We start from the raw sequence: 26,581 nt of genomic DNA, 5'->3' as shown, positions 1-26,581 counted from the left end.
AAGCTAATAATCGTAATGTAGTATTTTTAACAATAAATTATGTTTTATGACAGCATATTGGTTTAGTTATTGATTTTTGTCTAGCACTATTAACAATTAAAAAAAATTATATGAATTCGTATTTAGAACAAACAGATGAGAAATTAGCCCTTCAGTTGACTAATTTTACTTCAAAAATTGACACTTACAATGTTGCTTTTGGCATCACTGCTGCCGAAGTAACGAGCATCAAAGCCGACGGGATTTATTTGGCTTGGTCCGTTACCAATTTCAAAAAAATTGAAACCTACAAAAAGAATTGGACTACCTTCAAGAACATTCTCAAAAAAGGAGAATCGAACGTAACGAGCAATACTGCGCCTCCAGCTCCCGTGCTAGATGCCACGCAGCCCGTTGTACCTCCTGGGGTGGTCACCCGCTTTACTACGATGGTTAACCGCATCAAAGCCCACCAAAGCTACACTACTGCTATTGGTCAGAATTTAGGAATCGAAATGACAAACACCCAAAGAGTAAATTTAGATTCGGCTCAACCTACCCTAAAAACCGTTATGCGTGGCGGACAAGTAAACCTACTCTGGAAGAAAGGAAAATTCGGTGGTATCCTAATCGAGAAAGACAGCGGTGCAGGTTTTGTAACCCTTGATAAAGATTTTCACCCTGATTTTATAGACAATTCCACCATGCCCGCACAAGGTCAAAGTGCTGTTTGGAAATACAGAGCCATCTACTTGCTCAACGACGAAAAAGTTGGTTTGTGGAGTGATGTAGTTACTGTTAGTGTGACCTCATAGACTTGGTTACAAGTTTTAAAATTAAAAACCCTTTCCGTCTACATTTAAGATGGGAAGGGTTTTTTTATGAAAATTTGAGGGATTTAGGGATTCATACCAATACTGCTTAACGATACATTTTTATATAAAACTACTGTTTTAAACATTCAATAAATGTTTTGTATTTGATATAAATAGGCGTATTCCAGTTGCTGTTTTACCACCTGCCTAATTTTGAAACTCCAGCGAACTGATTTGGAAACAAAAAACAGTGTTTTATTCCACAACAATCTTTTTTACTACTTTGCGATGACCGTCTAGTACCGTCAATACGTATATTCCGGTAGTGGCATTTTTTAGTTGGATTTGCTCCTTAAAATTAGATTTTCCCGCAAAGGTATTGTCATAAATGGTTCTTCCTAACAAATCAGTTACCTGTACTTTGACTCCAGAATTTGACGTGCTATTAAATTGGATGGTAAAATTTCCTTTGTTTGGATTTGGATATAAAACAAAATCATTTATCTCAAAATCAGCATCGCCTAACGTATAGGTTTTGGTGCAAATTGAAACCGATGCAGCATCTAAAGTTCCTGTGTCTCCTACAAAAGCATCCCGAATCCTAAAAGTCCAAGTTCCGCTTGGGTTTAAACCATTAAAAACACTTAAAGGATTAGCAGGAGCAATCGTTTGTGTAATGGCATCATTGCAGGAAATCAATCCGCCAAGATCATCATACTTTAAAGATAAACTGCTATTGGTACTCGAACAATCCCTGTCAAACAATTTAACGGTTGTTCCTAGCGGATTCACAATTTCCATTTGCACATCACCCATATACGAATGTGTAAAATCAACATTGAAATTTACATCTACAATCGTTGCTGTCGTAGCAGGGACAACAATTGTTCTAGTGGTATATGTTGCTGATTCCGGAATAGCAAACGGGGCTTGAAAGGTATAGGTGTCACAAGATGAAACGGCTGCGTACCCTATAGAAAAAGGACTGCTGTTTATGGCGTAATAAATATTGGCTGTTGGCTCTATCAAAATCCTACAATTTGTAGCTGTTGTTGTAGGAACTACTATTGTTTCTGCACCGTCATTTGGGGTATTCGAAACTAAAACAGTTGGAAAAGTCAAACCGCCATCAGTAGAAAGTTTGATATTTACATTGGCTGAACCAACTAAATTTTTGGTGTTATTTACAGCCCAAGTTATGGTTTGACTGGAACTTGGTGCCCAAGTCGTATTAGCCACATTTTGTGAAGTTATGGTTAATGGACCTACAGTTCCACTTACGGTAACGACTGCATTATCGCTAGCGGTTTGTCCTAAACCCAAAGCGGCATTATCCCTAACGGTCAGCACAAACTTGAGGGTTTTGGCAACCGTAGGAACAGATTCCCATGTACTGCTCAATTGACCAGCAACCACTCTACTCAACGCTGGAAAATAGCGAACGGGGGAGCTATTAGGCTTGAAAGATCGGAATAGTGATCCGTCGGTTTTGGTGCTGTACGTAATGCTATTGGCTCCGCCGCTATCCGCTGTCAAAGCCGAATCATTTTCTTCCCAACAATAGGAGAGGGAATTTACATTGGTACCGCCACCAGTCCCAGTTAATTTAAAAGCAGTTCCTTTTGGTATCGTATAATCAGCGCCTGCACTTACGGTAGTAGTACCATTATTGATGGCAACACTTACGGGACAAGCTTTGTTAGTAAGGTTGTTTTGAATTTGTAAAATACTAGCATAAGCAAAATAATCATCGGAATTGTTTTGGACGTTATAATCGGTAATTCCAGCGTACGCCATAATAGTAGAGCCGCTTCCAGGTTCTACATTTACCCCAGATCTTTCGGTACCGTCAAATGAAAATGTGTGGTTAGCTCCTAATTGATGTCCCATTTCATGTGCTACAAAATCGACATCAAAGGTATCTCCTTTTGGCACTCCGTTTGAAGGAGAGGTGTACCCTCTTCCTTTGCCTGTATCGCACACACAACCAATACAATCTGCATTACCACCACCACCTGTGGCACCAAATAAATGACCAATATCATAATTACCTACTCCAATAGCACCATTTAAAGCGGTTTCTAATTCATCGTTCCAAGCTGCAGGCGCATTTTTAACAACGGTTGTGTACGGATCTGTTGCCGGATCGGTGTAAATAACCAACTCATTATTAGCAACTAATACTAGTTTTACAGCCAAATCTTTATTAAAAATACCGTTTACTCTAGTCATGGTAGCATTCATCGCCGCAAGTGCAAGGGCAACGGTACCGCCATGATACACGCCATATTCACCTGTGCAGGACAAGGCTAATTTAAGTGTTTTGAACACTTTGTTATTCGCCTTTGTGCCTACAGTTTTATTAAATAAGTTTTTGCTTATGACTTTATCCTCGGTTTTGCATGTAAAAGGGAGCGTTCCTGTTTTTCTGTTTTTTGAATCAAAAAGAATATATTGTTTGGTAGTATTTTCGTTGAGCTCAATGAATTCGGTAGCATTATCGGCTCTCAAAACCATGGTTTGAATTCCCTTTGGCGATAGGCTAAAATGTAAGGACGCTTTAGCATCGGTAATTCCAGTGCCTACATACGCTCTAATTTCGGGATATTTTGCTTGTAGTTGCGCATCAAAATTGGAAGATTCACGAACTAAATACCGTTCCAAAACACCTTTCATGTTAGGAATTACAACTTCAACTGCACTGTTTTTTTCGGTTTTGGTATGCGTTTTTTCGAGTATTGTTTCAAGAGCAACAGCATCCAACTCAAAATACAATTTAACATCAGGGTTTTCTTTTGAATCGGTTCGTGCTGAAACTGACGCTGGGTCACGGGTCACGCTTTTCCAAATGGCATTGTTTTGTGCTTGAAGCCCAAAAGAACAACCAATAAATACTATAAAAAGGACTACTTTATTCATGATATATCTTATTTTGAACTTCAAAAATAAGGCATTTATTTCAAACGGAATTGGTTGCCTGTTACATTTAGTGCATAAATTCCCAAATTCAAGCCAAGAGGTTGTGATTTTAATTGCTATTTTTCTAAAATACAATCAAAAAGCATCTAAAATCGCAACCGATACATCACTTTTAAGATAAGATAGTATAAATTTGCAAAATCATAAAACAGTTGCTTTGAAGATTTTTCATTCTATTACCGATTTTACCTCTAGCAAGAAAACGATTCTTACTTTGGGGACTTTTGATGGAGTTCATTTTGGTCACAAAAAAATTCTTGAAAAACTGACTCAAAACACCCAGAACGATACGTACGAAAGTTTGGTGCTTACTTTTTTTCCGCATCCAAGAATGATTTTACAGGAAAAATCAGAAATAAAACTCCTCAATACCATTCCAGAGAAAATCGATTTATTAACAGAAATTGGGATTCAAAATCTGGTAATTCATCCTTTTGACGAACAATTTTCAAGACTTACTGCCGAGGAGTTTGTCAAAAATATTTTGGTCAATCAATTTCATATTCATAAAATTATCATTGGCCATGACCACCGTTTTGGTCGCAATCGTACCGCAAATATTGATGATCTAGTGGCATTTGGCCAACAATATGATTTTGAAGTAGAACAAATAACGGTGCAAGAAATAAATGCGATTTCAGTTAGTTCTACCAAAATTAGAAACGCAATTACTGCCGGAAATATAACACTCGCCAACGATTATTTAGGATATAACTATCCATTAACAGGAACGGTTAGCAAGGGCAAACAACTGGGTCGAACGATTGGTTTTCCTACTGCCAATTTAAAAATCGAAGAGGATTACAAACTCATTCCGCAAAATGGGGTATATGTGGTACAAAGTATTCTGACTCAAAAAACTGTTTTTGGGATGATGAATATAGGCTTTAATCCCACTGTTCAGGGCACTCAACTAACTATAGAAATCCATTATTTTGATTTTGATGCCGATTTATATGACCAAAAAATAACCGTTTCAGTACTACACAGAATCCGGTCAGAACAAAAATTCGAATCGGTTGCGGCACTTCAAGAGCAATTGAATCAAGATCAAGAAACCGCTTTGGATTATTTAGCCCGCGTTTAAACTGTTAATACCAATACTGTTATAAAATAGCCCAAAGATGCGAAGTTATTTTTTTTCAAGACAACGAAAAAAATCATTGTATAGCCTTCGCTATCGAATTATTTTTTTTAGGAAGTATTGGAGAAAAAGTACTAGTAGATTCGACTATTTTATAACAGTATTGGTATTATATTCCATTAATCTATTTTGTTGTTTGATTTATTAGTAAATTTGATAGGTACTTTACTGTTTATCAATTAATTATTAACTAAAAAAAACAATCACATGAAATTATCTAGAGAGTGGTATAACGGCAGCAGTATTTTTGTTGGGATTGGCGTTTATTTTTTGATCATGAATCTTTTAGGACTTTCGGATGTGTTTTATTTACGGCTTTTCAATACACTTTTTGTATTGTATGGCGTCAACAAAACAATTGTTATGAACCTTGCTGACGGTCAAACAAACCTTGTAAATAATGCCAAATCAGCGATGTTGACCTCCTTAATTGGTGTTTTCTTGAGCATCATTGGGCTCATCGTGTACAGTTACATGAAAGGTGGAGATGCGTATGTGCAATCCTTATCCAAAACTTTTTTGTTTGGTGGCAATCCATCTGTTGAAACCTATAGTATTTGTTTGTTTTTTGAAGGAGTTGCTTCTTCGGTTGTGGTTACCATGCTCCTGTTATTGTATTACAACGACCGCCATAAAGCTGATTAAGATTTTATAAACAGTCCTCGTATAAAATAGCCCAATAATTTTTTTGTCACATCGAGCCTTTCGACTTCGCTCAAGACGGGCAAAAGTTGAGAGGCTTTAATGGTTCTCGACTGCGCTCGAATTGATAATGGTACTATTGTTCTGTTAATGCTATTACTACTCGTTTTTGATTCCTAACGATGACAAAAAAGCATCGGAATTGGGTTGTCTTCCCAAAAAGTTTTTGACCATATCGATTTCAGGAAGTGTTGCTCCTTTTTCTAGGATTTCTTTTCGGTATTTAATACCAGTTGCTTTATCCATTACACCCGTTTTTTTGAATATCGAAAACATATCTTGTGCATAGACTTTGGACCATAAATAGCCATAATAATTAGCGCCGTAACTGTTTAAATGTCCAAAACTGCATATAAAATGATTGTTGTCATCAAATGGAATTTGGCTTAATTCCGAAAGTTCTTTAGAAACGGCAAGCACCCCTTTTTTTTGCGTTTCGGGATAATGGTCTTCGTAGGTGAAATCAATAAGTCCCAAGCTCATTTGTCTCACATAACTCGATCCAATGTTGACCAATTGGGTTTTTTTCATTTTATCAAATAAAGCCACAGGAAGCGTTTCGCCCGTTTTATAATTCTTGGCAAATAGTTTTAAAGCATCATATTCCCAACACCAATTTTCAAGAAACTGGGACGGTGCCTCGGTAAAATCGCCTTTAACGGCAAAAGAATTTTGAGAAGCAATAGCAGGATGGCACAACAACTAATGCACTAAATGACCAAATTCATGAAACAAGGTTACCACGTTTTGATGTTCTAACAAGGACGGTGTATTCGTAGTTCCTTCTGGGAAATTGCAAATTAGGGCGGCTTGTGGCAAGGATTCGTTGGCCTCTCTTTTTAGGTATTGGCTAATAGGAAAGCAGGCAAAATGGGTGTATTTATTGGCTCTAGGAAAAAGGTCTAAATAAAAACTACCTATTTTGTGTCCTTCGCTCCACATTTCATACGTTTGCACTTTGGCGTCCCAAACAGGCATGTTACTAGCTGGTTTTATTTGAATTCCGAGTAAAGATTCATACACGGTAAACATTCCTTTTAGGGTAGCATTCATTTCAAAGTATTCTTTGAGTTCATCGCTATTGAGCTGGTAGTTTTTGGTCAGCATTTTTTTGCTGTAATACCCAAAATCCCAAGCATTAAATTCAGGTGATTCGTTAGGATCTATTTCGTGTTTGAAATTGGTGATGGTTTGTACTTCTTGGGTTGCCAAAGGCGTAATTTTGGTAACCAAATTATTTTCAAATGACCAAACCGTTTCGGGTTTTTCGGCCATTTTGTCGACCAAAGCATAGGCTGCGTAGGAGGAGAATCCTAGCGTTTTTGCAAAAGCGTTTCGGTAATACAACAAACTGTCCAGCACGGCAATATTTTGCGGATACGCTCTGTCTTTGTAGTGCAAATAGACTTTTTTTCGGGTGGTACTATTTGCGGCATTTTCGCTGATGGTGATGGCGTTTGGTCCAGTAATGACAACAACATATTTTCCGTTAGGTCGTTGCCACGAAAGTAAGGTTTCAGGATCAATTCCTTTTAAATCATTGGCATCAAAGACCAAGCTATCCTTGCTTTCGGCTATGTTTTTGTCAAAGGCATTGCCTAGTTCAATAAGTTTTTTATTGAGTGCTTCCAAGGGTTTTCTTTGGGCACTGTTGAGTTTCATTCCGTTTTTTTCAAAAGAAATAACCGCCTCCGATAGAAACTTTTTTTGAGCGCCAGACAACTTGCTTTTTTGGGAAGTTTCAAACTTTTTTAGGGCTTTATACAACGGTTCGTTCAAACTCAAATTGCTGGAATAAACGGATAGTTTTTCGCTTTCGGAATACGCCATATTGCGAATAGCATCATCCGAATAGGTCGATGAAATCAAACCCAATTTCATTGATAAATCGGTGATTTCATACTGCAAATCATCAAAAGCTACTAGCGTATTTGCGATTGTTTGGGTTTTGACAGTGGTTATTTTTTTGATTTTTTCATCGGACGATTTTATGACAAGAGTAACCGATTCCTGCAGCGTTGCGGGAGTCACTTTGGTAAAATTGATCGCTTTGTTGTCGTGTTGCAACAGGATATTTTGTGCAAAACCAACTTGGGTTAGGAACAGCAATGAGCTAATAATTATTTTTTTCATGGGAATGGTAATGGGGTTATTTTTTTCTCAAAAACTATAAGATCGCTTGCCACGATTTTGGGTCTTTCAACAACAGCTCGCGCATTATTTGAAGGGGTGGCATGCCATTATCCAGCATAGCATCATTAAATTTTTGTAAGCTGTAGTTGCTTCCTTCTTGTTTTTTATAATCGTCACGGAGTTTTAGAATTTGCAATTTACCCAAAGTATAAAACAAATAACCCGGATCGTACGTGCCACGCAACGCTTCTTGTCGAGAAGGTTTGTCGCCTTGGTACCAATTAGTCATAAAAAATTGAGTAGCTTGATCAACGGTCATTCCGTGGCAATGCGTTTTGACCGAAACACACAAACGGCAAATACGCAACAACGCATCACCTGATTGGGCCAAACGGTATTTTGCCGCTTTTATAGGATCACCAGTATTGCCATAACCCGCATCAAGCATCATTTTTTCGGTATAATGTGCCCATCCTTCGATGAAGGCGTAACTGCCAAAAATCTTTTGAATTTTTGAAGCATCCGATGCATTTAGATGCAAAAACTGGGTGTAATGTCCAGGATACGCTTCGTGTATAGAAACGACATCGGTGGTGTAAAAATTAAATTGTGCCAACCAATCCTCCTGTTGTTGCGGTGTCCATTTAGGATCCACGGGAGTGATGTAATAATAGGCCTCGGTGGCTTTGGTTTCAAATGGGCCCGGCGTATCCATAGAGGCAGTGCTAGTAGAACGAGCATAGGCGGGGGTTTCGGTTACTTTTACCCGCACTTTGGATGGCATAGTAATGATTTTATGATCGAGTAAAAACTGACGAATATTTTCAAGATTTTTTCTGGCACCCGGAATTAAACTTTGTGCTGTGGGATGTTCTTTTTGCATTTCGTTATAGACATCAACGGGTTTTTTGTTGGGATTTATAATTTTTGCAGCAGCATTAAAAGCGGTTTGTTCTTTTTGTAATTCTTGCATTCCAATGGTCAAAATTGCATCGGCAGACATCGTAATTCCTTCGCCATACAACAACATTTTTTGGTAATTTTCTTTTCCAATGGCGTATTTGTTATTGGCTTTGGCCAGTTTTTCTTTTTCCAAAAAAGCAGCATACCCATTAATTGCAGCAATTGCTTTGGTGTTGGCTGCTGTAAAAGCGTTCATCAAAGAGTCGTTTTTGACGTCCTTCAAAGCCACCAAAAGATCGTTGCCCAAAAATGAAGCCGAACCTCTGGCAATAGCAATGGCTAATTGTGTGTGCGGAATTGCTAATGTGTCTTGCAAATTCGCTTTGGCCTCTTCGTATAATTTTGGCGCTTCCTTTTCGATAGCGATAATCGATTTTATTTGTTGCTCTATAGGTGCAAAATTTCGTTTCACATAAATATTTACATCAATAGCTCCGGCATAAGTCATGGGATTTTTGGTGTATATTTTTAAATCCGCTATCGAGAACAACTCGTTTTTGATGCTGGAACGAAGCATTTTCCAATCGTAGTATTTTTTTGGACTCAAAGTACTCGAATCTATCGCAGCAAATTGAGCGTCGTATTTTTTTAAACGCAGGACTTCCGCGGCAATTGAAGCCTTACTATAGTTGGTTATTTTTCCGTCATAATCATGTAATCCTAGATAAACTCCCGTTTGCGGACGCCAGTCTAAATAGCCTTTGAGGTATTCTTCGGATGCTTTTTCAAAAGCAGTGTCGCCTGTTGCAGTATTTTTTTTGGTACAACTAAATAAAGTAAAAAGAAGTGCCAATTGCAGTAGAATAATTTTTTTCATGGTGTATTGGTTTTAAAATTAATGCGCATCTAAAAGTACCGTTTTTGACATAAATACCCTAAAAAAAAGAGGTTTTTGATTATTTTAAATTTCCCAACATATTGGTTGTCATGCTTTCTAGGTCAAATTTGTGTTTCCAGCCCCAATCTTCTCTGGCTTGAACGTCATTTATGCTGGCAGGCCAACTATCGGCAATTTTTTGACGAAAGTCAGCGTGGTAGGTAATTGTAAATTCTGGAATGTGTTTTTGAATTTCCCTAGCAATTTCGGCAGGCGAGAAGCTCATGGCAGCCAAATTATACGAAGAGCGGATTTTGATTTTAGCAGCGGGTGCTTGCATAATTTGAATGGTTGCGGCAATGGCGTCCTCCATGTACATCATAGGCATTTTGGTCTGGGCAGTCAAAAAGCAGTCGTATTTTTTGTCCAAAAGTGCTTTGTGAAAAATATCCACCGCATAATCCGTAGTGCCACCGCCGGGAGGTGTTGACCAACTAATTAAACCGGGATACCGCACGCTACGTACATCTACCCCAAAAACGTGGTTGTAGTATTCGCACCATCTTTCGCCGGATTGCTTGCTAATTCCGTACACCGTCGAAGGCTCCATGATGGTATACTGCGACGTATTTTCTTTGGGAGTTGTAGGGCCAAATACAGCGATACTCGATGGCCAGAAAATCTTTTTTATTTTTTTGGCTTTCGCCAAATTCAAAACGTGAAACAACGAATTCATATTCAAGTCCCAAGCAAAAGCAGGATTTTTTTCGGCTGTTGCCGATAGTAAAGCTGCCATCAAATAAATATCCGTGATGTTATGGATTTCGACCAAATGCTCAATTTGATTAAAATCCAACGCATTAATAACCTCAAACGGCCCCGAATTGACCACATCGTTATTCAATTTCCGAATATCCGAAGCGATTACGTTCTCGACCCCATACAGTTCCCGGAGTTGGCGCGTGAGCTCGGTTCCTATTTGCCCGCATGCACCAATGATTAAAATTTTTGGATTCATACCCTTTCGTTTATCAGGAACAAATATAACGTTTTGTAGAAATATAACAATATTTTAAAAATTGTTATATTTTAATAAAAAAAATAATTGTGGTAAAAATTGACTTTGCTTCAATGGTTTCTCTTTTTTCGATTACAAAAAAATAAAAGGATACTGGATTCTACTGCTACATTCCACGGCATTCGCTTTTAAAAAGCATAATTTTCTTTAACTACAAATCACACAAATTTACGCAAAAATGAACCCGTCAATAACATCATAATTAACTCAAACATACCAAAAACAGACTTTGAATTTGTGAAAATTTGTGGAATTTGTGGTGAAAAATTTTTAAAAGCGAATGCCCTGGTTACATTCCGAATGATCCGTCACCAATTAAGCTGTTTTGCCAAAAAAAATGAACTATTTTTTTTAAAAGGAATGGCATAATTCAGCATTCGATATTGTAAATTTACTTTGTAACTTTGCGCTTTAATACATTCGAACATGAGGGTTACAATACTAGGGTTCTTTTTGTTAGTTTTGGCACTAAATTCGTGTAAAAACGACGACCAAAAACGCCAAATAGAAAACGAAAAAGACGCTAAAAAAAAGGAAGTTATTTACACAACAATCAACAAAGGCTGGGTGTTTTATGATACTCCTATTAATGATGTTGCCCAATCTACGATGGGTTTTTGGGTGCAATGGCGTTCCTTTATGGAAGAAATTGCTCAAAAACCCCAAAAAACAATAGGTGCTTTTCAGCAAAAAGCCAAAGCACTTTCGAAAAAAGCAATAGCGCTCAACGATAACATTCCGCCACAATACAGCAATCCCGCTATAAAAAGTAGAATTTCGGCGTTGATTACCCAAGTACGATTGCTCGATTTATACATTCATTTGGATAATATCCCCGAGAAAAAAGTGGTGGTTTTGGTTTCCGAAATCAATGTCCAATTGGCTTCTTTGCAAAGACAAATGGATAAAATTGTTGAAAAAAGTAAAATTCCAAAAGAAGAAGGCGAATCCGATTTATTGAAAATGAAGGATACCACACGAGCCATTCCAGATGGATTAACCATGAAAAATATTCCTCACGTTGAGTAAAACCGTTCTATACAATACTTACACTAATTCGCCGAAAGTCAAACAGATTTCGGCTTTTTTGCTGGATAATACCGCTCCCAAAATGCAACTCGAAGGGCTCTTGGGATCGGCGTTTTCGTTTGTCACACAAGCCATTTTCAAGAAAACCGAACTGCCTTTTCTAGTCATTTTGAACAACAAAGAAGAAGCCGCTTATTATCTCAATGATTTTGAAGCACTCGTGGGCGACAAAGATGTCCTGTTTTATCCCGGCTCCTACCGCCGTCCGTACCAAATTGAAGATACCGATAATGCCAATGTTTTGCTCCGTGCCGAAGTCCTAAACCGCATTAATTCCCGCAAAAAACCAGCTATTATTGTCACTTATCCCGAAGCCCTTTTTGAAAAAGTGGTCACTCGGAAAGAATTAGATAAAAACACCTTGAAAGTGAGCGTTGGCGATAAGATTTCTATCGATTTTATCAATGAAGTGTTGTTCGAATACGAGTTCAAAAGAGTAGATTTTATTACCGAACCGGGCGAATTTTCGGTACGTGGTGGGATTGTCGATGTGTTTTCGTTTTCGAATGATAATCCGTACCGCATTGAGTTTTTTGGTAACGAAGTCGATAGTATTCGAAGCTTTGATGTGGGAACGCAATTGTCATTAGAAATCCAAAAAAAAATCACGATAATTCCAAATGTCGAAAACAAGGTTTTTCAACAGAGTAGAGAAAGTTTCTTGGATTATATTTCGGAAAAAACGGTGCTTTTTATCCAAAATACCGAGAATTTATGTGCCGAATTAGACAAACAATTTACCAAAGCAGGCGAAGCTTTTGAGAAATTATCTCAAGAAATCAAACACGCCAAACCGGAAGAATTATTCTTGAATCAAACGGCTTTTATCCAGCGAGCAGTCCATTTTTCGGTAGTGGAATGGAGTTCAAAAGCTATTTTTAGAACGACCAAAAAATTTGAATTTCACATTCAGCCGCAACCGTCGTTCAACAAACAATTCGATTTGTTATTGAATAATTTGAACGAAAACCATTTTAACGACTATAAAAATTATTTATTTTGTTCGAATGATGCCCAAGCCAAACGGTTTCATGACATTTTCGAAACATTAGACGAAGCCAATTCCGAGAATATTCGCAAGCAATACCACACCGTTGTCTTGCCAATATACCAAGGGTTTATTGACGAAGAAAACCAGATTACGTGCTACACAGACCATCAAATTTTTGAACGGTATCATAAATTTAGCATCAAAAATGGCTATTCGAAAAAGCAAAATATTACTTTAAAAGAGCTGACAACACTTTCGGTTGGCGATTATGTAACGCATATTGACCACGGAATTGGGAAATTTGGAGGCTTACAAAAAATACAAGTCGAAAGCAAAACTCAAGAAGCCATCAAGCTCGTGTATGCTGATAATGACATTGTTTATGTGAGTATTCACTCGCTACATAAAATCTCAAAATACAACGGAAAGGACGGAACGCCTCCCAAAATTTACAAGTTGGGTTCGAATGCTTGGAAAGTTTTAAAACAAAAAACCAAGGCGAGAGTCAAACATATTGCCTTCAATTTGATCCAATTATACGCCAAACGCAGATTGGAAAAAGGATTCCAGTTTGCACCCGATAGTTATTTACAGAACGAATTGGAAAGTTCCTTTATTTACGAAGACACGCCCGACCAAACTAAATCAACCGCCGAGGTAAAAGCCGATATGGAGAGCGACCGCCCAATGGATAGGCTGGTTTGTGGTGATGTGGGTTTTGGTAAAACCGAAGTTGCCATCAGAGCGGCTTTCAAGGCGGTAGACAACTCGAAACAAGTGGCAATTCTGGTCCCAACGACAATTCTTGCATACCAGCATTACCGCACTTTTACCGAAAGATTGAAGGATATGCCGGTTTCTATAGGCTACTTAAACCGATTTCGAACCGCCAAACAAAAAGCAGAAACCCTCAAACAACTCGCCGAAGGAAAACTCGATATTGTGATTGGAACCCACCAATTGGTCAACAAAAATGTAGTTTTTAAAGACCTTGGTTTATTGATTGTAGATGAGGAACAAAAATTTGGTGTCAACGTAAAAGACAAACTCAAAACCATCGCTGCCAATATTGATACGCTGACCTTAACGGCAACACCCATCCCGAGAACGCTGCAATTTTCGTTGATGGCAGCACGTGATTTATCCGTAATAACGACGCCTCCACCTAATAGATATCCTATCGAAACGAATGTGGTAGGTTTTAGCGAAGAAACAATTCGGGATGCGATTTCGTATGAAATTCAGCGCAACGGACAGGTTTTTTTTATCAATAACCGCATCGAAAACATTAAGGAAATTGCTGGAATGATTCAGCGATTGGTGCCCAATGCCAGAGTTGGAATAGGTCACGGCCAAATGGAAGGCAAGAAACTCGAGGAATTGATGTTGGCTTTTATGAATGGCGAATTTGATGTTCTAGTGGCAACAACCATCATCGAAAGTGGCTTGGACGTACCCAATGCCAACACGATTTTTATCAATAATGCCAATAACTTTGGACTTTCGGATTTGCATCAAATGCGGGGACGTGTGGGACGTAGCAACAAGAAAGCGTTTTGTTATTTTATTTGTCCGCCGTATTCTGCCATGACCGATGATGCTCGAAAACGCATTCAGGCCTTGGAACAATTCAGTGAATTGGGAAGCGGTTTTAATATTGCCATGAAAGATCTCGAAATTCGGGGAGCGGGCGATTTATTGGGAGGCGAACAATCTGGTTTTATCAACGAAATTGGTTTTGATACTTATCAAAAAATTATGAACGAAGCCATCGAGGAATTGAAAGAAAACGAATTCAAGGATTTGTATGAAACAGAAGATAGTGGAGTCGAAAAGGAATACGTTAAAGATTTACAAATTGACACTGATTTTGAGCTCTTGTTTTCGGACGAATACATCAATAATGTTTCGGAACGGTTGAGTTTGTACAACGAATTAGGAACGGTAAAAAACGAGGAAGAATTGGTTGTTTTCCAGAATAAATTGATTGACCGTTTTGGTCCTATGCCGCCTAGAGCCAATGCGTTGATGAACAGTATTCGCATCAAATGGATTGCTACCCGAGTGGGAATCGAGAAACTGGTGATGAAAAAAGGCAAGATGATTGGGTATTTTGTGGCCAATCAACAATCGGATTATTATACGTCCAAACGGTTTAAGCAAATGATTGATTTTGTCCAAAAAAATAGTAGTATTTGTGTCATGAAAGAAAAACAAACGCCGGCAGGATTACGCCTTTTGTTGACTTTTGATAATGTAAAAACTACTAGGAGAGCTTTGGAATTGATGGAGTTATTGGGGGGGGAATAAATGCTGGATTTCTTGTTGTAAAACTATGCTATTGATTTTGATTAATAATCAGTGCTTTAAAATATATTTTCGCTTTTTTTGAGTTTTGGAAACAAAAGAATTAGTTAATATTGTGGAAATAATTCTCAAATAATTTTTTCAATGAAAATTATTTTAATAAATTTTTTTTAACAGAAAGATTATGGATAGAATCAAAACTGCTGTTTATAGAATGACACATATTGAGAATATACCGCATATTCTTGAATTTGGAATTACTCAAAAAAATTCTAAAAATGCTAACCCTAATTTTGTTAAAGTTGGTGATTTAAGCTTGATAGACAACAGAGATAATAAAATGGTAATTATTGATAATGGTGATTTCTTGAATATAAATTCAAAAAGTATAAAACTTGGAGACTTTATACCTTTCTATTTTGGTATAAAAATGCCAATGCTTTACATTATTCAAATTGGAGGTAATTTTGTTGAAAAAGCTACTAAACCAGAAGATATTATTTATTTGGTTTGTTCAATTGATAAAATTATCGAAGCAGGTTTAGATTTTTATTTTAGTGACGGACACGGAACTAACAATTATACTTCATTTTATGATAAAAGTAAAATCCATACATTAAATGAAATAATTGATTGGAATTCTATTAAAGCACAATATTGGGCGGGGAATGAAAATTTAAATATTAAACGAAAAAAGCAAGCTGAATTTTTAATTTCAGATGACTTAAATCCAGAGCTAATAATTGGCTTTGGATGTTATAATGAAACTGCAAAAAACATACTGGTAGAAATGGGAGTTGAAGAAAGTAGAGTAAAAGTTATTCCAAAAGGATATTTTTAATATCTTGCAACTATGATAAAATACGTAACTGGAAATATATTCGATAGTGATGCTGAAGCACTCGTTAATACTGTAAACACTGATGGGGTTATGGGTAAAGGTATTGCTTTGCAGTTTAAAAATGCATTTCCAATAAATTTTAAATTATATCAACAAGCTTGTAAAGATAAAATTGTTGCTATTGGTAATTTGTTCGTTACAAAAGATAGTAACATTACATCTGGTACAAAGTATATTATTAATTTTCCAACTAAACAAAGCTGGAGAAAGCCTTCTGAATATTCATTCATAGAGGCGGGTTTAGATGATTTAATAAATGTTTTACTAGAAAATAATATTAAAAGTATTGCAATTCCACCACTTGGTGCTGGAAATGGTGGTTTGGAATGGGAAAGAGTAAAAAATATAATAGAAGGAAAATTAAGTAAGATTGATATTGATGTTTTAGTTTACGAACCCACTGCAATTATAAAAGAACACCTAAAAAGTGAACGGATTAAACTAACTGATGCTAGAGCATTATTATTATACATATTGTATGATTTGGTAAAAAACGGTGAGTATGTGTCTGAATTTTCTAGTGAAAAAGTGTGCTATTTTTTACAAAAACTAGGCGCAGAGAAGTACTTTAAATTACAATTTACACCTAATTTCTATGGGCCTTACTCTGGAAAAGTTAAATATGTACTTAATATTTTAAATGGCAGTTATATTATGGGATATAGTGATATGAACAAAAAACCATTTGAACCTATAACATTAGTTGCCGACGGCTATGATGATGTTAAAAAGCACATAGAAAGTAATGAAAATTTATCAGAAATAGCAAACAAAACAACCAAATTTCTTAATGGTTTTTATTCTGATTTTGCTTTAGAATTACTTTCAAGTTTAGATTATTTATCAACAAAGTATAATACCACTAATATAGATGAATTGACTAAAAAGCTAGAATTTTGGAGTGATAGAAAAAGAAGTTTATTTTCTAATCCAAAATATATTCATATATCGATAAAGCATCTACAAAAAATCGGCAACAATATCTCCTAAAAGTTGGCCGAGAAACTGGTGATGAAAAAAGGCAAGATGATTGGCTATTTTGTGACCAATCAACAATCGGATTATTATACGTCCAAACGGTTTAAGCAAATGATTGATTTTGTCCAAAAAAATAGTAGTATTTGTGTCATGAAAGAAAAGCAAACTCCGGCAGGATTACGCCTTTTGTTGACTTTTGATAATGTAAAAACTACCAGGAGAGCTTTGGAATTGATGGAGTTATTGGGAGGAAAATCTTAATTTTTGGATATTAAAAAACATTCTTAAAAGGATGATTTTCCTTGATTAAATGTCCGATTTAAAAATTTCATTAGCAAAGTAATGCCATTTTTAAGAAAATTAAGATTCAGAAAAATTTCCTATTTTAGGGAAGCTATTCTTAAAAAAAGCCCGACCGATTTTTCCAAAAAATCCAAATAAACAACCCGAAATACACCATACAAAACACAAATTTCATAAAACTAGACGCCAAAAATCCTATAAAAGATCCCGTTGCCGCTTTCAGCGCTCGGTTATGGTCTTTGTAATCATAGAGTAGCTCACCCAAAAATGCGCCTAGAAATGGCCCAATAAGAAACCCAAACGGAATAGGGGTAAAAACACCAACGACCAGTCCAATATTAGTCCCCCAAACCCCATAGGAACTCCCACCAAAACGCTTGGTTCCTTGGGCAGGAATTATATAATCTAATATTGTAAGGACAATGGTAATGAGTAAAGTAATGCCTAAAACCCAATAATTTGCTAAAACTGCATTTGTAAAATAAAGCAAAAGCAAACCAATCCAACTACAAGTTGGGCCAGGTAAAACAGGCATAAAACTCCCAAAAATCCCCAGAATCATTAAGAAAAAACCAATAAATAGCAGAAGAATATCCATAAAATTAATTTTTAGTATTTTTGAAAAATTAAAAGTGTACTTTTAAATCAAATTTTAAAACAGCAGTTGTTTTGTGAACGAATATGAGAAAAATAATTCTAATAGTATTCTTGTTGCCCTTATTTTTTAATTCCTGTCAGTATTTTGACAAGCAAATTCCGTCCGAAAAGGCTCTTTTGCAAAAGGAATTGAAAGGAATTAATTGGAAAGAAGTCGACGAATATCCATCCGTATCCGATTGTGATAAAATAGTAGACAAGAAACAACGGCAACACTGTTTTTTTGAAGTACTAACCCAACTCATTCAACAAAAATTAGACACAGATACATTGGCAATCTTGTATCCCGAATTAGACACTATAGAGGTAAAAGTGACTGTTTTTCCTAATGCTAGCCTACAATTTGAACCACAATTTCCTAAAGATTCTGTAGCCTATGATACCGCAAAAATTGATAGTATCCTCAAAGCGCGTTTGGTCAATTTTCCTAAAGTAAATCCTGCCATCAAACGAGGAATTCCTGTAAAAACACAGTTTATTTTGCCTGTAATTTTAAAAGTGGAGTAACTGATGCCGTTTACTTTTTCTCATCCAGCTATTATTTTGCCATTTTTAAAAGAAAAAAAACTTTCGGCAACTGGATTAATAATAGGCTCTTTGTGTCCTGATTTTGAGTATTTTATTCGGATGAAAGTACAAAGCGATTGTAGTCATACTTTTTTGGGATTATTCTTTTTTAATTTACCTGTTGGACTACTATTTGCATTGGTTTTTCATCAAATAATTAAAAAACCATTTATAGAAAATTTGCCTTTGTTTTTTCAAAATAAATTAACCCTTTTGAAGAGCACAAAATGGATGGATTATTTAAAAACAAATTTTTTGAATGTTTTACTATCAATTTTAATAGGAGCTATTTCGCATGTTTTGTGGGACTCATTTACTCATAAATCAGGCTATTTTGTCGCTCAAATTCCTTTTTTGCGATTGCAAATAAACAGCATTCCTTTATACAAAATAATGCAACATTTGAGTTCATTAATCGGTATGATTTTTATTTTGTATTATGGTTATAAGTTGCCTGATAACAAAGTTGTAGCAGTAAAATCAGACTCGAAATATTGGATTTTCGTTGTTTTTTTTAGTTTCCTTTTTATGCTAATTCGATTGCATTTTGGATTATCATTTTCTCAAATAGGAGCAATTGTTGTTAGTTTAATTGGCACAACAATTTTAGGGATAATTGTTGCAAGTTTGCTTTTTAGAAAAACGAATATTATTTAGAAAACCGCCTTCCTTTCCATTCATATTTTCCAAAAAACGAATACAAGGCTACAGAAACACTAAAAAAAGGATACCACAAACTACTCCAAACTAAAAAAAGGATTCTATTCGTAGTCAAAAAAATATTTGCCTTATATATTAATACTGTATCAACAATAAATTTCAAAAGGAACAACAAGACTATATTTTGAAACGAAACCCAACTCAAAACCAAAAAACCAAATCCAAAAACCAAATTCAAATTTCCAGCAAAAACAACCACTGCCAATCCTTTTCCAAAACGGCTTTGGTACGAACCCGTTTTAGACGCCCAACGAACGCGTTGGTAAAATAAAGATTTCCAATCGTTCAAAGGTTTGGTTGTAACAATCGTGTTTTTGGATTTTAAATAATGAACCGCTTTAGGGTTTTTTGCAATGGCTTTTTGCAACAAAAAAACATCGTCGCCACTAGCAATGCTATCATTTCCTTCAAAGCCATTTAGTGCTAAAAAAAAGGTTTTTGTGTACGCAAAATTGGCTCCATTGCACATAAATCCTTTTCCTAAACCAAAACTCCCTATCGTTGCGCCTTGCAAACTAGCCAAGTCCAACTGCTGAAAATGATACAAGAACGAATTGTTGCAAGCATACGTTACCGCGCCAGCAAGCATTGAAACATCGTGATTTTGAATGTAATTATCTAAAGTCAATAACCAGTTTTCATTCACAATACAATCCGCATCTGTAGTGATTATCCAGTCGTTTTTTACGAATTTCACAGCCGTTGTTATGGCATCTTTTTTGGGAGAATTTGAAATCCGACTGTTTTTTATAACTGTAACTGTAAACGGCAAATTTTGAACGACAAACCTATCGCTTGAAAAATCATCAATCAATAGTACTTCAAATAATTCCGTTGGGTAGTTCAGTTTCGAGAAACTTTCTAATAAAAAAGGCAGGTTTTGAGCTTCATTCCGAAAAGGAACTAGAATTGAGAATTTGGTTTTTGGCTTTAAGCCAATAGATTCAAAAGAATTAATTTTGGAATATCCATATATCAAAAGTGCAATAGCCATCACATAAATAAACAGAATCAAAAATAAAACAATTGTAATCATAATTATTTTTTAAGTTTCGTCAGCTTTGGCGAGAGTCGGGGTAAGGATTTTAAAATTAAATACATAATAACTTCCTATAATTACGGGTAAAACTACGTTCAAAAACCACATTAGCGTGGTGACAAAAACCACAATCCATTGGTTCACCCCAAGAATTCCAAAGAAATATACCGCCACACTTCCTTTTACGGCAAAGTCCAAAAACTGAAAACTAGGTAGTGAGGAAGCCAGAAAATACACCGTTGCAATAGTCGCCATGAGTATAAAATAAGGCAAATGCACATCAAAAGCGACGAACAAAAAGTAGTATTGGTGCGAAAAAACCAAGTAGCGACACGTGCCTAAAAAGATGTTTTTTTGATGAATCGGTTTTGGAATTTCATTGATTTTTTGAATTAATTTCGCAATTGAATAGCCTTTGATTTTAATTCCTTTTAAGCCAAAAGCCAAGAGCCAAAACCCAAGAGTCATGCCTACAATTACCAAAAACCAAAATGTATAACCTAAAAACCATAACCCAAATGCACCAAAAACAACCGTCAAAATCATCTGGATTCCGTTGCAAATCAGGTTTAGGAAAATGATTTTTTTAGTTTCTTTTTTGCTAAAAAAAATCGCTTTTCCAGCATATTCGCCTACACCATTGGGAGTAAAAATCCCTGCGGTTAGTGCGCCCAGAACTTGTTTTGTAGCTTCGGACACCGATATTTTATCAAAATAAGAAACTAAATTTTGCCATTTCAAGATTTCGAAAAACCGATTCAAAATACTCAACAACAAGATAAAAGAAATCCCTAAAACCGATTGCTTTTTGCGAAATAAAACCAAGAATTTATCCCAATCAAGCTGGTCGTTATGCGCCAGTTGGTCATAAATAAAATAAAACGCAGCACCTACAACCAAAAGTTTGATTAGAAGTACTAGGAATTGTTTAGTTTTGTGTGGAATTGAAATCATAAGCCCCCAACCCCGCCGCGGCGGGGAATTATGGGTAAATAAATTAATTCGTAAAATAACAAATAAACCTTGTGACTTTGAGCCTTTGTGGCAAAATATTTATGGCAAACGAACGCATCATATTAGGTATTGACCCTGGAACCACGATTATGGGTTTTGGATTGATCAAAATTGTCAATAAAAAAATGCAGTTTCTACAACTCAACGAACTGCAATTGTCCAAATACGACAACCATTACCAGAAACTGAAAATCATTTTTGAACGCACCATCGAACTCATCGATACGCATCATCCTGACGAAATTGCCATTGAAGCACCGTTTTTTGGAAAGAACGTACAATCAATGCTAAAATTGGGACGAGCACAAGGCGTGGCAATGGCAGCGGGACTTTCCAGAGATATTCCCATCACGGAATACGAACCCAAGAAAATAAAAATGGCTATTACAGGAAACGGAAACGCCAGTAAAGAGCAAGTGGCTAAAATGCTACAACAACTTCTAGGACTAAAAGAATTACCCAAAAACCTCGATTCAACCGATGGTTTGGCGGCAGCGGTTTGTCATTTTTTCAATTCTGGAAAAGTGGTGGGCGAAAAAAACTATACCGGTTGGGATGCTTTTGTGAAAAATAATGAAGACCGAGTAAAAAAATGAGCGGTATCTACATTCACATCCCATTCTGCAAGCAGGCGTGTCATTACTGCGACTTTCATTTTTCGACTTCGATGAAAAAGAAGGACGAGATGGTTTTGGCTATTGCCAAAGAATTACAAATTCGTAAAAATGAGTTTGCTAACGAAGCCGTAGAAACGATTTATTTTGGAGGAGGAACGCCATCGGTATTGCAGCTTGCAGCTTTAGACTTTTTGATTGCTGTGATTTATAAAAACTATACCGTTGCAGAAAATCCCGAAATCACACTCGAAGCTAATCCTGATGATTTGTCCGAAGAAAAAATTATAGCATTGTCTAAAAGCCCAATCAACCGATTAAGCATTGGAATTCAATCTTTTTTTGAGGATGATTTAGTGATGATGAATCGTGCTCACAATTCGGCGGAGGCCAGAAAATGCCTGAAAGAAGCGACCAAATATTTCGACAACATTTCGCTCGATTTGATATATGGAATTCCAAAAATGAGCAACGAAAAGTGGTTACAAAACATTGAAACCGCATTGTCTTTTGGGATACCACACATTTCGAGTTACGCTTTGACGGTCGAACCCAAAACCGCTTTGAACAAACTTATTCAAACTGGGAAAATTGCCAAACCCAATGATGATGTTGCTCAAGAACAATTTCAAATTTTGGTAGAAACGCTGGAAGCAAAAGGGTTTATTCATTACGAATTATCTAATTTTGGAAAAGAGAATTATTTTTCGAAGAACAATTCGGCGTATTGGTTGGGCAAAAAATACCTTGGCATTGGCCCATCGGCACACAGTTATGATGGCGTTTCCCGTAGTTGGAATATTTCAAATAATGCGTTATATTTAAAATCATTAGACGAAAATAAATTGCCCAGCGAAACGGAAATTTTGTCCAAAACCGACCGTTACAACGAATATATTATGACGGGTTTGCGAACGATTTGGGGTGTTTCATTGGAACGAATTGCAACCGAATTTGGAAATGAGTATTCGATTTATTTGCAAAAACAGGCGCAAAAATTTCTGGATGATGAGTTACTCGAAATCGTCACTTCGAGTGATTCTACTTTTGGATGGAATCCTATCGAGAAGATTTTAAAACCCACCAAGAAAGGAAAGTTTTTGACCGATGGAATTGCATCAGACCTTTTTTGCCTAAATTTGGAATAACTTAACCGCAAGGTTCGCAAAGGTTTACGCAAGGTCCGCAAAGTTTTATTATGTCAGAAAATGAATTATCTAGAATTGTTTTTGATTGTGCGTTGAAAGTGCATCAAAATTTAGGTCCAGGACTTTTAGAAAGCGCCTATGAAGAATGTTAATACTATGAATTAAAGAAATCTGGATTAGATGTTCAAAAGCAAAAAGCATTACCATTGGTATACGAAGAAGTAAAATTAGATATTGGTTATAGAATAGATATACTTATTGAAAATAAATTAATTTTAGAAATCAAATCTGTTGAAGCGTTGAATGATATTCATTTTGCACAACTTTTAACATATTTAAAATTAACGGATTGTAAGCTAGGATTACTAATAAACTTCAATGTAGTTTTGATTAAAAATGGAATTAGAAGAGTGGTAAATAATCTTTAGACAAACAATTTATTTGCAAACTTTGCGTAATCTTTTGCGCTCAAATACCATAGAAGTATAAAATTATAAAATCCTTTGCGTAAACCTTTGCGCTCTTTGCGGTTAAAAACTATGAAAGCAACAATAAACAATTTCGAAATCGACTTTTCAAAACCCATTGATATTTCGATTCCGTTGACTAATTCCGACCAAAACCCCATTGCTTGGTACCTTGAAAAACCAGTAATTGAACCTGTTGTTTTTGGGGAATGGATTGGTAAAGTTTCAAAAGGAGCTTCGACAAATTTCAACAATATCATCTTCAATCCGCACGGACACGGAACTCACACCGAATGTTTGGGGCATATTACACGAGAATTTTACAGTATCAATCAATGTTTGAAACAGTTTTTCTTTCTAGCAGAATTGATTTCTATTTCACCCGAAAAGCACGAAGATGATTTTGTAATTACCAAAAATCAAGTTGAAAAAGCTTTGAACGGAACAACTCCCGAAGCCATAATCATTAGAACATTACCCAATTTAGACGAAAAAAAAACCTTAAAATATTCGAATACTAATCCACCCTATTTATCTGAAGATGCGGCGCTATTTATTCGAGAAATGGGAATTCAGCATTTGTTAATCGATTTGCCTAGTGTAGATAAAGAGCGCGATGAAGGGAAATTATTGGTGCACAAAGCGTTTTGGAACGTAAAAAATATCGAAAATCTTAATGACGATGCGCGATTGGATTGCACGATTACCGAAATGATTTTTGTAGCAAATACCATTCTCGACGGCAGTTATGTATTGAATTTGCAAATCGCTTCGTTTGAGAATGATGCGAGTCCAAGCAAACCCTTATTATATAATTTAAGAATGCTGATTTAAGAGTGCTGATTTTTGATTTGAAAACACACTCTTAAATCTTCGCAGTCACTTTTATTTGTGGTTAAATCCGCAATCTAAAATCGTTAATCTTCAATCTAAAATCTAATGAACCTAGAAACCTATTATGAATTTTGCCTTTCGAAAAAAGGCGTTACGGAACATTTTCCTTTTGATGAAGAGACTTTGGTTTTTAAAGTAGGCGGAAAAATGTTTGCCCTATCGTCCTTATTGCAATGGGAAAAAGGCACGCCATCACTCAATTTGAAATGCAATCCAGAACGAGCACAGGAATTACGAGCCGAATACGAGGGGATAAAACCTGGTTTTCACATGAGTAAAGTCCATTGGAATACCCTTGCCGTTAATCAAGATGTTCCAGATTTGCTGCTCAAAGAGTTGATAAATCATTCCTACGATTTGGTTGTAAGCAGTTTGTCCAAGAAAATACAAGGCGAAATTAAGGGGTAAATTAATCCGAATTATATTTTTACATACCCCCAATTTTCTCCAGATTGGATGCGTCTAATTTGCATTTCGCTAACGCCAAATTGTTTGGCAATCATCTTCAAACGTGTTTTTCGGTCTGGATTTTGGAGTAGTTTTTTGATCAACATCACTTTGGTAATGGTCAATTTTTTACCATCGGATTTGTGATTGAACGCTAATAAATCTTTTTTGGCTTGGATAACGTGCGGACTTTTTTTGCCGTGTTCCAGCATTTCCTCTCGAGTTGCCCATTTTAGATTGCGCAAAGTATCATTGTCGCGCACATAATCTAAATGCAGGACGTATTGTTGGTCTTCGGAGGTTTTAGGCAAAAAAGCTTCGGCAATTAGTTTGTAAAAAAAGTGATGTTTATTTGCAATTTTGGTGTCCATTGTCACTTTATACCTAAAAATTCTATAGCCATCTAGCAACCCGCCATTAAGGAGCCTCCCATTGGTGATGGTTTCTTTAAAACTAATTAATCGGCCGTGACTTGTAATTGCGTAACGGAATTTTAGGGATTCATGTACTTTGAATTCCTTTACTTGTTCGTTTGGATATAATCGAATCATGCGTGGTTTAGATTTGATAAATGCAAATATACAAAAGGATTGCCTTTTAAACCAAGAATCAATTTTGGGACTTACAGTTACTTGGCTATTTTTTTAGTTTTGAAAAAAAACAAATGACAAAAAAACTCTTTTTTAACTAATTAATTTTATGAAATGAATTCCTTTTTGTTATTAATACACTGAAAATCAATTTTTTAAAATAATTAACGTTGTTCTAATTTTTTGAGTGTCCCTTTCCATTCTTGTAAATTAGCTATCATAAACAGTATTTTGATAATTGTCCAAAACACAAGAAAAGTTACCAAAATGATTAAAGTGGTCGAAAAATAAGTTACTAAACCAAAACCAATAAAAAACAATAGTAAGCAAAAAGTGATTACCGTTAACGCTACTTTTTTATGTGTTAAACCAATACGCAAAAGCAAATGATGCAAGTGAGATTTGTCTGCTTTAAAAGGAGAATCTCCCTCTTTGATGCGTCCCAAATACACCCGAATTGAGTCTAGAACCGGAATAGAAAAGAAGGTTATTAGAAGCAAAAAACCATAAGCATACTCGTAATTGTGGGTTATAGTTTGTTTTTTCATAAAATGAATGCCAATGGTTACCAAAATAAATCCCAAAAAAAGCGAACCGGAATCGCCCATAAATATTTTTTTGGAGGATAAATTATATTTTAAAAATCCAATTGTCGCTCCAATAAAAATCACGCTCAAAAACCCTAAAAAATAATCATTAAAATAAATGGCCGTTAGTAAAAACAGGCAAAAACCCAATACGGATAATCCTCCCACTAATCCATCGACGCCATCCATTAAGTTAAACGCATTTACAACACCTGTAATCACTACTATTGTAAGCACATATTGCACCCAAACGGCAATGTCATACACGCCAAAAAGACCGTAAAGAGAGGTAATTCGATTTTCTGATAACGCAATTATTAATGCCAAAAGCATTTGGATTACAAGTTTGTATTTGGCACTAATATCATTTTTGTCATCTATGGCGCCTACAATGAGTAAGATAAAACCAGCGGTAAGTATCGTGGCATATTCTTGTAGTATGGGCAACAAGTTCCCGGATATAAATACTACAATAATTGCTGCTGATGCAATGGCTAATCCGCCAATAAGAGGAACGGTATTGGTATGGATTTTTCTATAATTGGGCTTGTCTACCAAATTGATTTGTATGGCAATTCGTTTTAATAGTGGTATGAAGACCACCGTTAATAAGAAGGACAATGTCCCAAAGGAGAGCAAAGTTATAAGTGTTTTCATT

The 26,581-nt window shown here is 36.0% G+C and carries 22 protein-coding genes and 3 pseudogenes; 16 read left to right on the top strand and 9 right to left on the bottom strand.

Annotated features, from left to right (window positions below; genetic code table 11):
- The first annotated feature begins 110 nt into the window (after nucleotides 1-110).
- On the top strand, nucleotides 111-794 hold the full coding sequence (locus FNW21_RS09485; RefSeq protein ID WP_144256502.1) for a hypothetical protein: 684 nt from the start codon (nucleotides 111-113) through the stop codon (nucleotides 792-794).
- A gap of 255 nt (nucleotides 795-1,049) precedes the next feature.
- Here the strand turns inward: FNW21_RS09485 and FNW21_RS09480 are convergent, their stop codons facing one another.
- Nucleotides 1,050-3,713 carry a zinc-dependent metalloprotease gene (locus tag FNW21_RS09480; RefSeq protein ID WP_144256501.1) on the bottom strand — a complete coding sequence of 888 codons (2,664 nt, stop codon included), beginning with the start codon at nucleotides 3,711-3,713 and terminating at the stop codon, nucleotides 1,050-1,052.
- Between FNW21_RS09480 and FNW21_RS09475 the strand changes: the two genes are divergently transcribed.
- The 3 genes from FNW21_RS09475 (at nucleotide 3,712) to FNW21_RS09465 (ending at nucleotide 5,562) form a co-directional block, all read left to right on the top strand.
- Complete coding sequence (locus FNW21_RS09475) at nucleotides 3,712-3,894, top strand: hypothetical protein (RefSeq protein WP_144256500.1); 183 nt, start codon at nucleotides 3,712-3,714, stop codon at nucleotides 3,892-3,894. The two genes, FNW21_RS09480 and FNW21_RS09475, sit on opposite strands and share 2 nt — an antisense overlap.
- A 36-nt stretch (nucleotides 3,895-3,930) precedes the next feature.
- Nucleotides 3,931-4,860 carry a bifunctional riboflavin kinase/FAD synthetase gene (locus FNW21_RS09470; RefSeq protein ID WP_144256499.1) on the top strand — a complete coding sequence of 310 codons (930 nt, stop codon included), beginning with the start codon at nucleotides 3,931-3,933 and terminating at the stop codon, nucleotides 4,858-4,860.
- 264 nt (nucleotides 4,861-5,124) lie between these two features.
- On the top strand, nucleotides 5,125-5,562 hold the full coding sequence (locus tag FNW21_RS09465; RefSeq protein WP_144256498.1) for a hypothetical protein: 438 nt from the start codon (nucleotides 5,125-5,127) through the stop codon (nucleotides 5,560-5,562).
- 156 nt (nucleotides 5,563-5,718) lie between these two features.
- Here FNW21_RS09465 and FNW21_RS16530 read toward each other — a convergent pair.
- From FNW21_RS16530 to FNW21_RS09445, 3 genes and pseudogenes are all read right to left on the bottom strand, one after another.
- Nucleotides 5,719-7,281 (bottom strand): annotated as a pseudogene (locus FNW21_RS16530) (M3 family metallopeptidase).
- A 505-nt stretch (nucleotides 7,282-7,786) separates the two neighbouring features.
- A complete protein-coding gene (locus FNW21_RS09450) occupies nucleotides 7,787-9,532 on the bottom strand; it encodes a DUF885 domain-containing protein (RefSeq protein WP_144256495.1) in 1,746 nt (581 codons plus the stop codon).
- Between the two features lie 79 nt (nucleotides 9,533-9,611).
- Complete coding sequence (locus FNW21_RS09445; protein ID WP_144256494.1) at nucleotides 9,612-10,550, bottom strand: L-threonine 3-dehydrogenase; 939 nt, start codon at nucleotides 10,548-10,550, stop codon at nucleotides 9,612-9,614.
- Nucleotides 10,551-11,036: 486 nt separating this feature from the next.
- Here FNW21_RS09445 and FNW21_RS09440 point away from each other — a divergent pair, with 486 nt between their 5' ends.
- The 5 genes and pseudogenes from FNW21_RS09440 to FNW21_RS09420 all read left to right on the top strand — a co-directional run.
- Nucleotides 11,037-11,639, top strand: a complete 603-nt coding sequence (locus FNW21_RS09440) for a hypothetical protein (protein ID WP_144256493.1) — start codon at nucleotides 11,037-11,039, stop codon at nucleotides 11,637-11,639.
- Nucleotides 11,632-15,000: a transcription-repair coupling factor gene (mfd, locus tag FNW21_RS09435; RefSeq protein ID WP_144256492.1), complete on the top strand. Its 3,369-nt coding sequence runs from the start codon at nucleotides 11,632-11,634 to the stop codon at nucleotides 14,998-15,000. Before FNW21_RS09440 ends, mfd begins: the two co-directional genes overlap by 8 nt.
- A gap of 181 nt (nucleotides 15,001-15,181) precedes the next feature.
- Nucleotides 15,182-15,838 (top strand): type II toxin-antitoxin system toxin DNA ADP-ribosyl transferase DarT, encoded by a 657-nt coding sequence (gene darT / locus FNW21_RS09430; RefSeq protein WP_144256491.1) that lies wholly within the window; start codon nucleotides 15,182-15,184, stop codon nucleotides 15,836-15,838.
- 12 nt (nucleotides 15,839-15,850) lie between these two features.
- A complete protein-coding gene (gene darG, locus FNW21_RS09425; protein WP_144256490.1) occupies nucleotides 15,851-16,888 on the top strand; it encodes a type II toxin-antitoxin system antitoxin DNA ADP-ribosyl glycohydrolase DarG in 1,038 nt (345 codons plus the stop codon).
- 9 nt (nucleotides 16,889-16,897) lie between these two features.
- Nucleotides 16,898-17,137 (top strand): annotated as a pseudogene (locus FNW21_RS09420) (hypothetical protein); the annotation flags it as partial.
- 139 nt (nucleotides 17,138-17,276) lie between these two features.
- On the opposite strand, the gene FNW21_RS09415 reads toward FNW21_RS09420, so the two are convergent.
- The gene (locus FNW21_RS09415; protein WP_144256488.1) at nucleotides 17,277-17,777 is read right to left on the bottom strand and encodes a DUF456 domain-containing protein; all 501 of its coding nucleotides are present in this window, start codon (nucleotides 17,775-17,777) and stop codon (nucleotides 17,277-17,279) included.
- Nucleotides 17,778-17,860: 83 nt separating this feature from the next.
- Here FNW21_RS09415 and FNW21_RS16330 point away from each other — a divergent pair, with 83 nt between their 5' ends.
- Both FNW21_RS16330 and FNW21_RS09405 read left to right on the top strand, forming a co-directional pair.
- A complete protein-coding gene (locus FNW21_RS16330; protein WP_185963912.1) occupies nucleotides 17,861-18,343 on the top strand; it encodes a hypothetical protein in 483 nt (160 codons plus the stop codon).
- A gap of 3 nt (nucleotides 18,344-18,346) precedes the next feature.
- The gene (locus tag FNW21_RS09405; RefSeq protein ID WP_144256487.1) at nucleotides 18,347-19,060 is read left to right on the top strand and encodes a DUF4184 family protein; all 714 of its coding nucleotides are present in this window, start codon (nucleotides 18,347-18,349) and stop codon (nucleotides 19,058-19,060) included.
- Here FNW21_RS09405 and FNW21_RS09400 read toward each other — a convergent pair.
- Together FNW21_RS09400 and FNW21_RS09395 are read right to left on the bottom strand one after the other, a co-directional pair.
- Entirely contained in the window at nucleotides 19,053-20,159 is a 1,107-nt protein-coding gene (locus FNW21_RS09400; protein WP_144256486.1) for a glycosyltransferase family 2 protein, read from the bottom strand. The genes FNW21_RS09405 and FNW21_RS09400 overlap by 8 nt on opposite strands.
- 9 nt (nucleotides 20,160-20,168) lie before the next feature.
- Entirely contained in the window at nucleotides 20,169-21,116 is a 948-nt protein-coding gene (locus tag FNW21_RS09395; protein ID WP_144256485.1) for a hypothetical protein, read from the bottom strand.
- 101 nt (nucleotides 21,117-21,217) lie between these two features.
- Between FNW21_RS09395 and ruvC the strand changes: the two genes are divergently transcribed.
- The 5 genes and pseudogenes from ruvC to FNW21_RS09370 all read left to right on the top strand — a co-directional run bounded on the left by ruvC (nucleotide 21,218) and on the right by FNW21_RS09370 (nucleotide 24,707).
- Nucleotides 21,218-21,772, top strand: coding sequence for a crossover junction endodeoxyribonuclease RuvC (ruvC, locus tag FNW21_RS09390; RefSeq protein WP_144256484.1), 555 nt, complete (start codon nucleotides 21,218-21,220; stop codon nucleotides 21,770-21,772).
- Complete coding sequence (gene hemW, locus FNW21_RS09385) at nucleotides 21,769-22,938, top strand: radical SAM family heme chaperone HemW (protein ID WP_144256483.1); 1,170 nt, start codon at nucleotides 21,769-21,771, stop codon at nucleotides 22,936-22,938. Before ruvC ends, hemW begins: the two co-directional genes overlap by 4 nt.
- Nucleotides 22,939-22,988: 50 nt before the next feature.
- Nucleotides 22,989-23,366, top strand: a pseudogene (locus FNW21_RS09380) (GxxExxY protein).
- A gap of 111 nt (nucleotides 23,367-23,477) precedes the next feature.
- Nucleotides 23,478-24,239, top strand: coding sequence for a cyclase family protein (locus FNW21_RS09375; RefSeq protein ID WP_144256482.1), 762 nt, complete (start codon nucleotides 23,478-23,480; stop codon nucleotides 24,237-24,239).
- Between the two features lie 105 nt (nucleotides 24,240-24,344).
- On the top strand, nucleotides 24,345-24,707 hold the full coding sequence (locus FNW21_RS09370; protein WP_144256481.1) for an MmcQ/YjbR family DNA-binding protein: 363 nt from the start codon (nucleotides 24,345-24,347) through the stop codon (nucleotides 24,705-24,707).
- 11 nt (nucleotides 24,708-24,718) lie between these two features.
- Here the strand turns inward: FNW21_RS09370 and FNW21_RS09365 are convergent, their stop codons facing one another.
- Complete coding sequence (locus FNW21_RS09365) at nucleotides 24,719-25,297, bottom strand: hypothetical protein (protein ID WP_144256480.1); 579 nt, start codon at nucleotides 25,295-25,297, stop codon at nucleotides 24,719-24,721.
- A 203-nt stretch (nucleotides 25,298-25,500) separates the two neighbouring features.
- Entirely contained in the window at nucleotides 25,501-26,580 is a 1,080-nt protein-coding gene (locus FNW21_RS09360) for a glycosyltransferase family 4 protein (RefSeq protein WP_144256479.1), read from the bottom strand.
- Nucleotide 26,581 lies beyond the last annotated feature (1 nt).

Source organism: Flavobacterium restrictum (genome assembly GCF_007097245.1).
In the GTDB taxonomy this organism is placed as follows: Bacteria; Bacteroidota; Bacteroidia; order Flavobacteriales; family Flavobacteriaceae; genus Flavobacterium; species Flavobacterium restrictum.
The sequence above is the reverse complement of the archived record's forward strand: the minus strand, read 5'-3'. Positions and strand labels throughout refer to the sequence as shown.

What these genes read in the sequence shown, in the direction of transcription:
- FNW21_RS09475 (WP_144256500.1), top strand. Translation starts at nt 3,712, where the DNA reads ATGATATATCTTATTTTGAACTTCAAAAATAAGGCATTTATTTCAAAC.
- FNW21_RS09370 (WP_144256481.1), top strand. Translation starts at nt 24,345, where the DNA reads ATGAACCTAGAAACCTATTATGAATTTTGCCTTTCGAAAAAAGGCGTT.
- FNW21_RS09480 (WP_144256501.1), bottom strand. Translation starts at nt 3,713, where the DNA reads ATGAATAAAGTAGTCCTTTTTATAGTATTTATTGGTTGTTCTTTTGGG.
- FNW21_RS09450 (WP_144256495.1), bottom strand. Translation starts at nt 9,532, where the DNA reads ATGAAAAAAATTATTCTACTGCAATTGGCACTTCTTTTTACTTTATTT.
- FNW21_RS09365 (WP_144256480.1), bottom strand. Translation starts at nt 25,297, where the DNA reads ATGATTCGATTATATCCAAACGAACAAGTAAAGGAATTCAAAGTACAT.
- FNW21_RS09375 (WP_144256482.1), top strand. Translation starts at nt 23,478, where the DNA reads ATGAAAGCAACAATAAACAATTTCGAAATCGACTTTTCAAAACCCATT.
- FNW21_RS09440 (WP_144256493.1), top strand. Translation starts at nt 11,037, where the DNA reads ATGAGGGTTACAATACTAGGGTTCTTTTTGTTAGTTTTGGCACTAAAT.
- hemW (WP_144256483.1), top strand. Translation starts at nt 21,769, where the DNA reads ATGAGCGGTATCTACATTCACATCCCATTCTGCAAGCAGGCGTGTCAT.
- FNW21_RS09485 (WP_144256502.1), top strand. Translation starts at nt 111, where the DNA reads ATGAATTCGTATTTAGAACAAACAGATGAGAAATTAGCCCTTCAGTTG.
- FNW21_RS09465 (WP_144256498.1), top strand. Translation starts at nt 5,125, where the DNA reads ATGAAATTATCTAGAGAGTGGTATAACGGCAGCAGTATTTTTGTTGGG.
- FNW21_RS09415 (WP_144256488.1), bottom strand. Translation starts at nt 17,777, where the DNA reads ATGGATATTCTTCTGCTATTTATTGGTTTTTTCTTAATGATTCTGGGG.
- darT (WP_144256491.1), top strand. Translation starts at nt 15,182, where the DNA reads ATGGATAGAATCAAAACTGCTGTTTATAGAATGACACATATTGAGAAT.
- ruvC (WP_144256484.1), top strand. Translation starts at nt 21,218, where the DNA reads ATGGCAAACGAACGCATCATATTAGGTATTGACCCTGGAACCACGATT.
- FNW21_RS09405 (WP_144256487.1), top strand. Translation starts at nt 18,347, where the DNA reads ATGCCGTTTACTTTTTCTCATCCAGCTATTATTTTGCCATTTTTAAAA.
- FNW21_RS09360 (WP_144256479.1), bottom strand. Translation starts at nt 26,580, where the DNA reads ATGAAAACACTTATAACTTTGCTCTCCTTTGGGACATTGTCCTTCTTA.
- darG (WP_144256490.1), top strand. Translation starts at nt 15,851, where the DNA reads ATGATAAAATACGTAACTGGAAATATATTCGATAGTGATGCTGAAGCA.
- FNW21_RS16330 (WP_185963912.1), top strand. Translation starts at nt 17,861, where the DNA reads ATGAGAAAAATAATTCTAATAGTATTCTTGTTGCCCTTATTTTTTAAT.
- FNW21_RS09400 (WP_144256486.1), bottom strand. Translation starts at nt 20,159, where the DNA reads ATGATTACAATTGTTTTATTTTTGATTCTGTTTATTTATGTGATGGCT.
- FNW21_RS09395 (WP_144256485.1), bottom strand. Translation starts at nt 21,116, where the DNA reads ATGATTTCAATTCCACACAAAACTAAACAATTCCTAGTACTTCTAATC.
- FNW21_RS09445 (WP_144256494.1), bottom strand. Translation starts at nt 10,550, where the DNA reads ATGAATCCAAAAATTTTAATCATTGGTGCATGCGGGCAAATAGGAACC.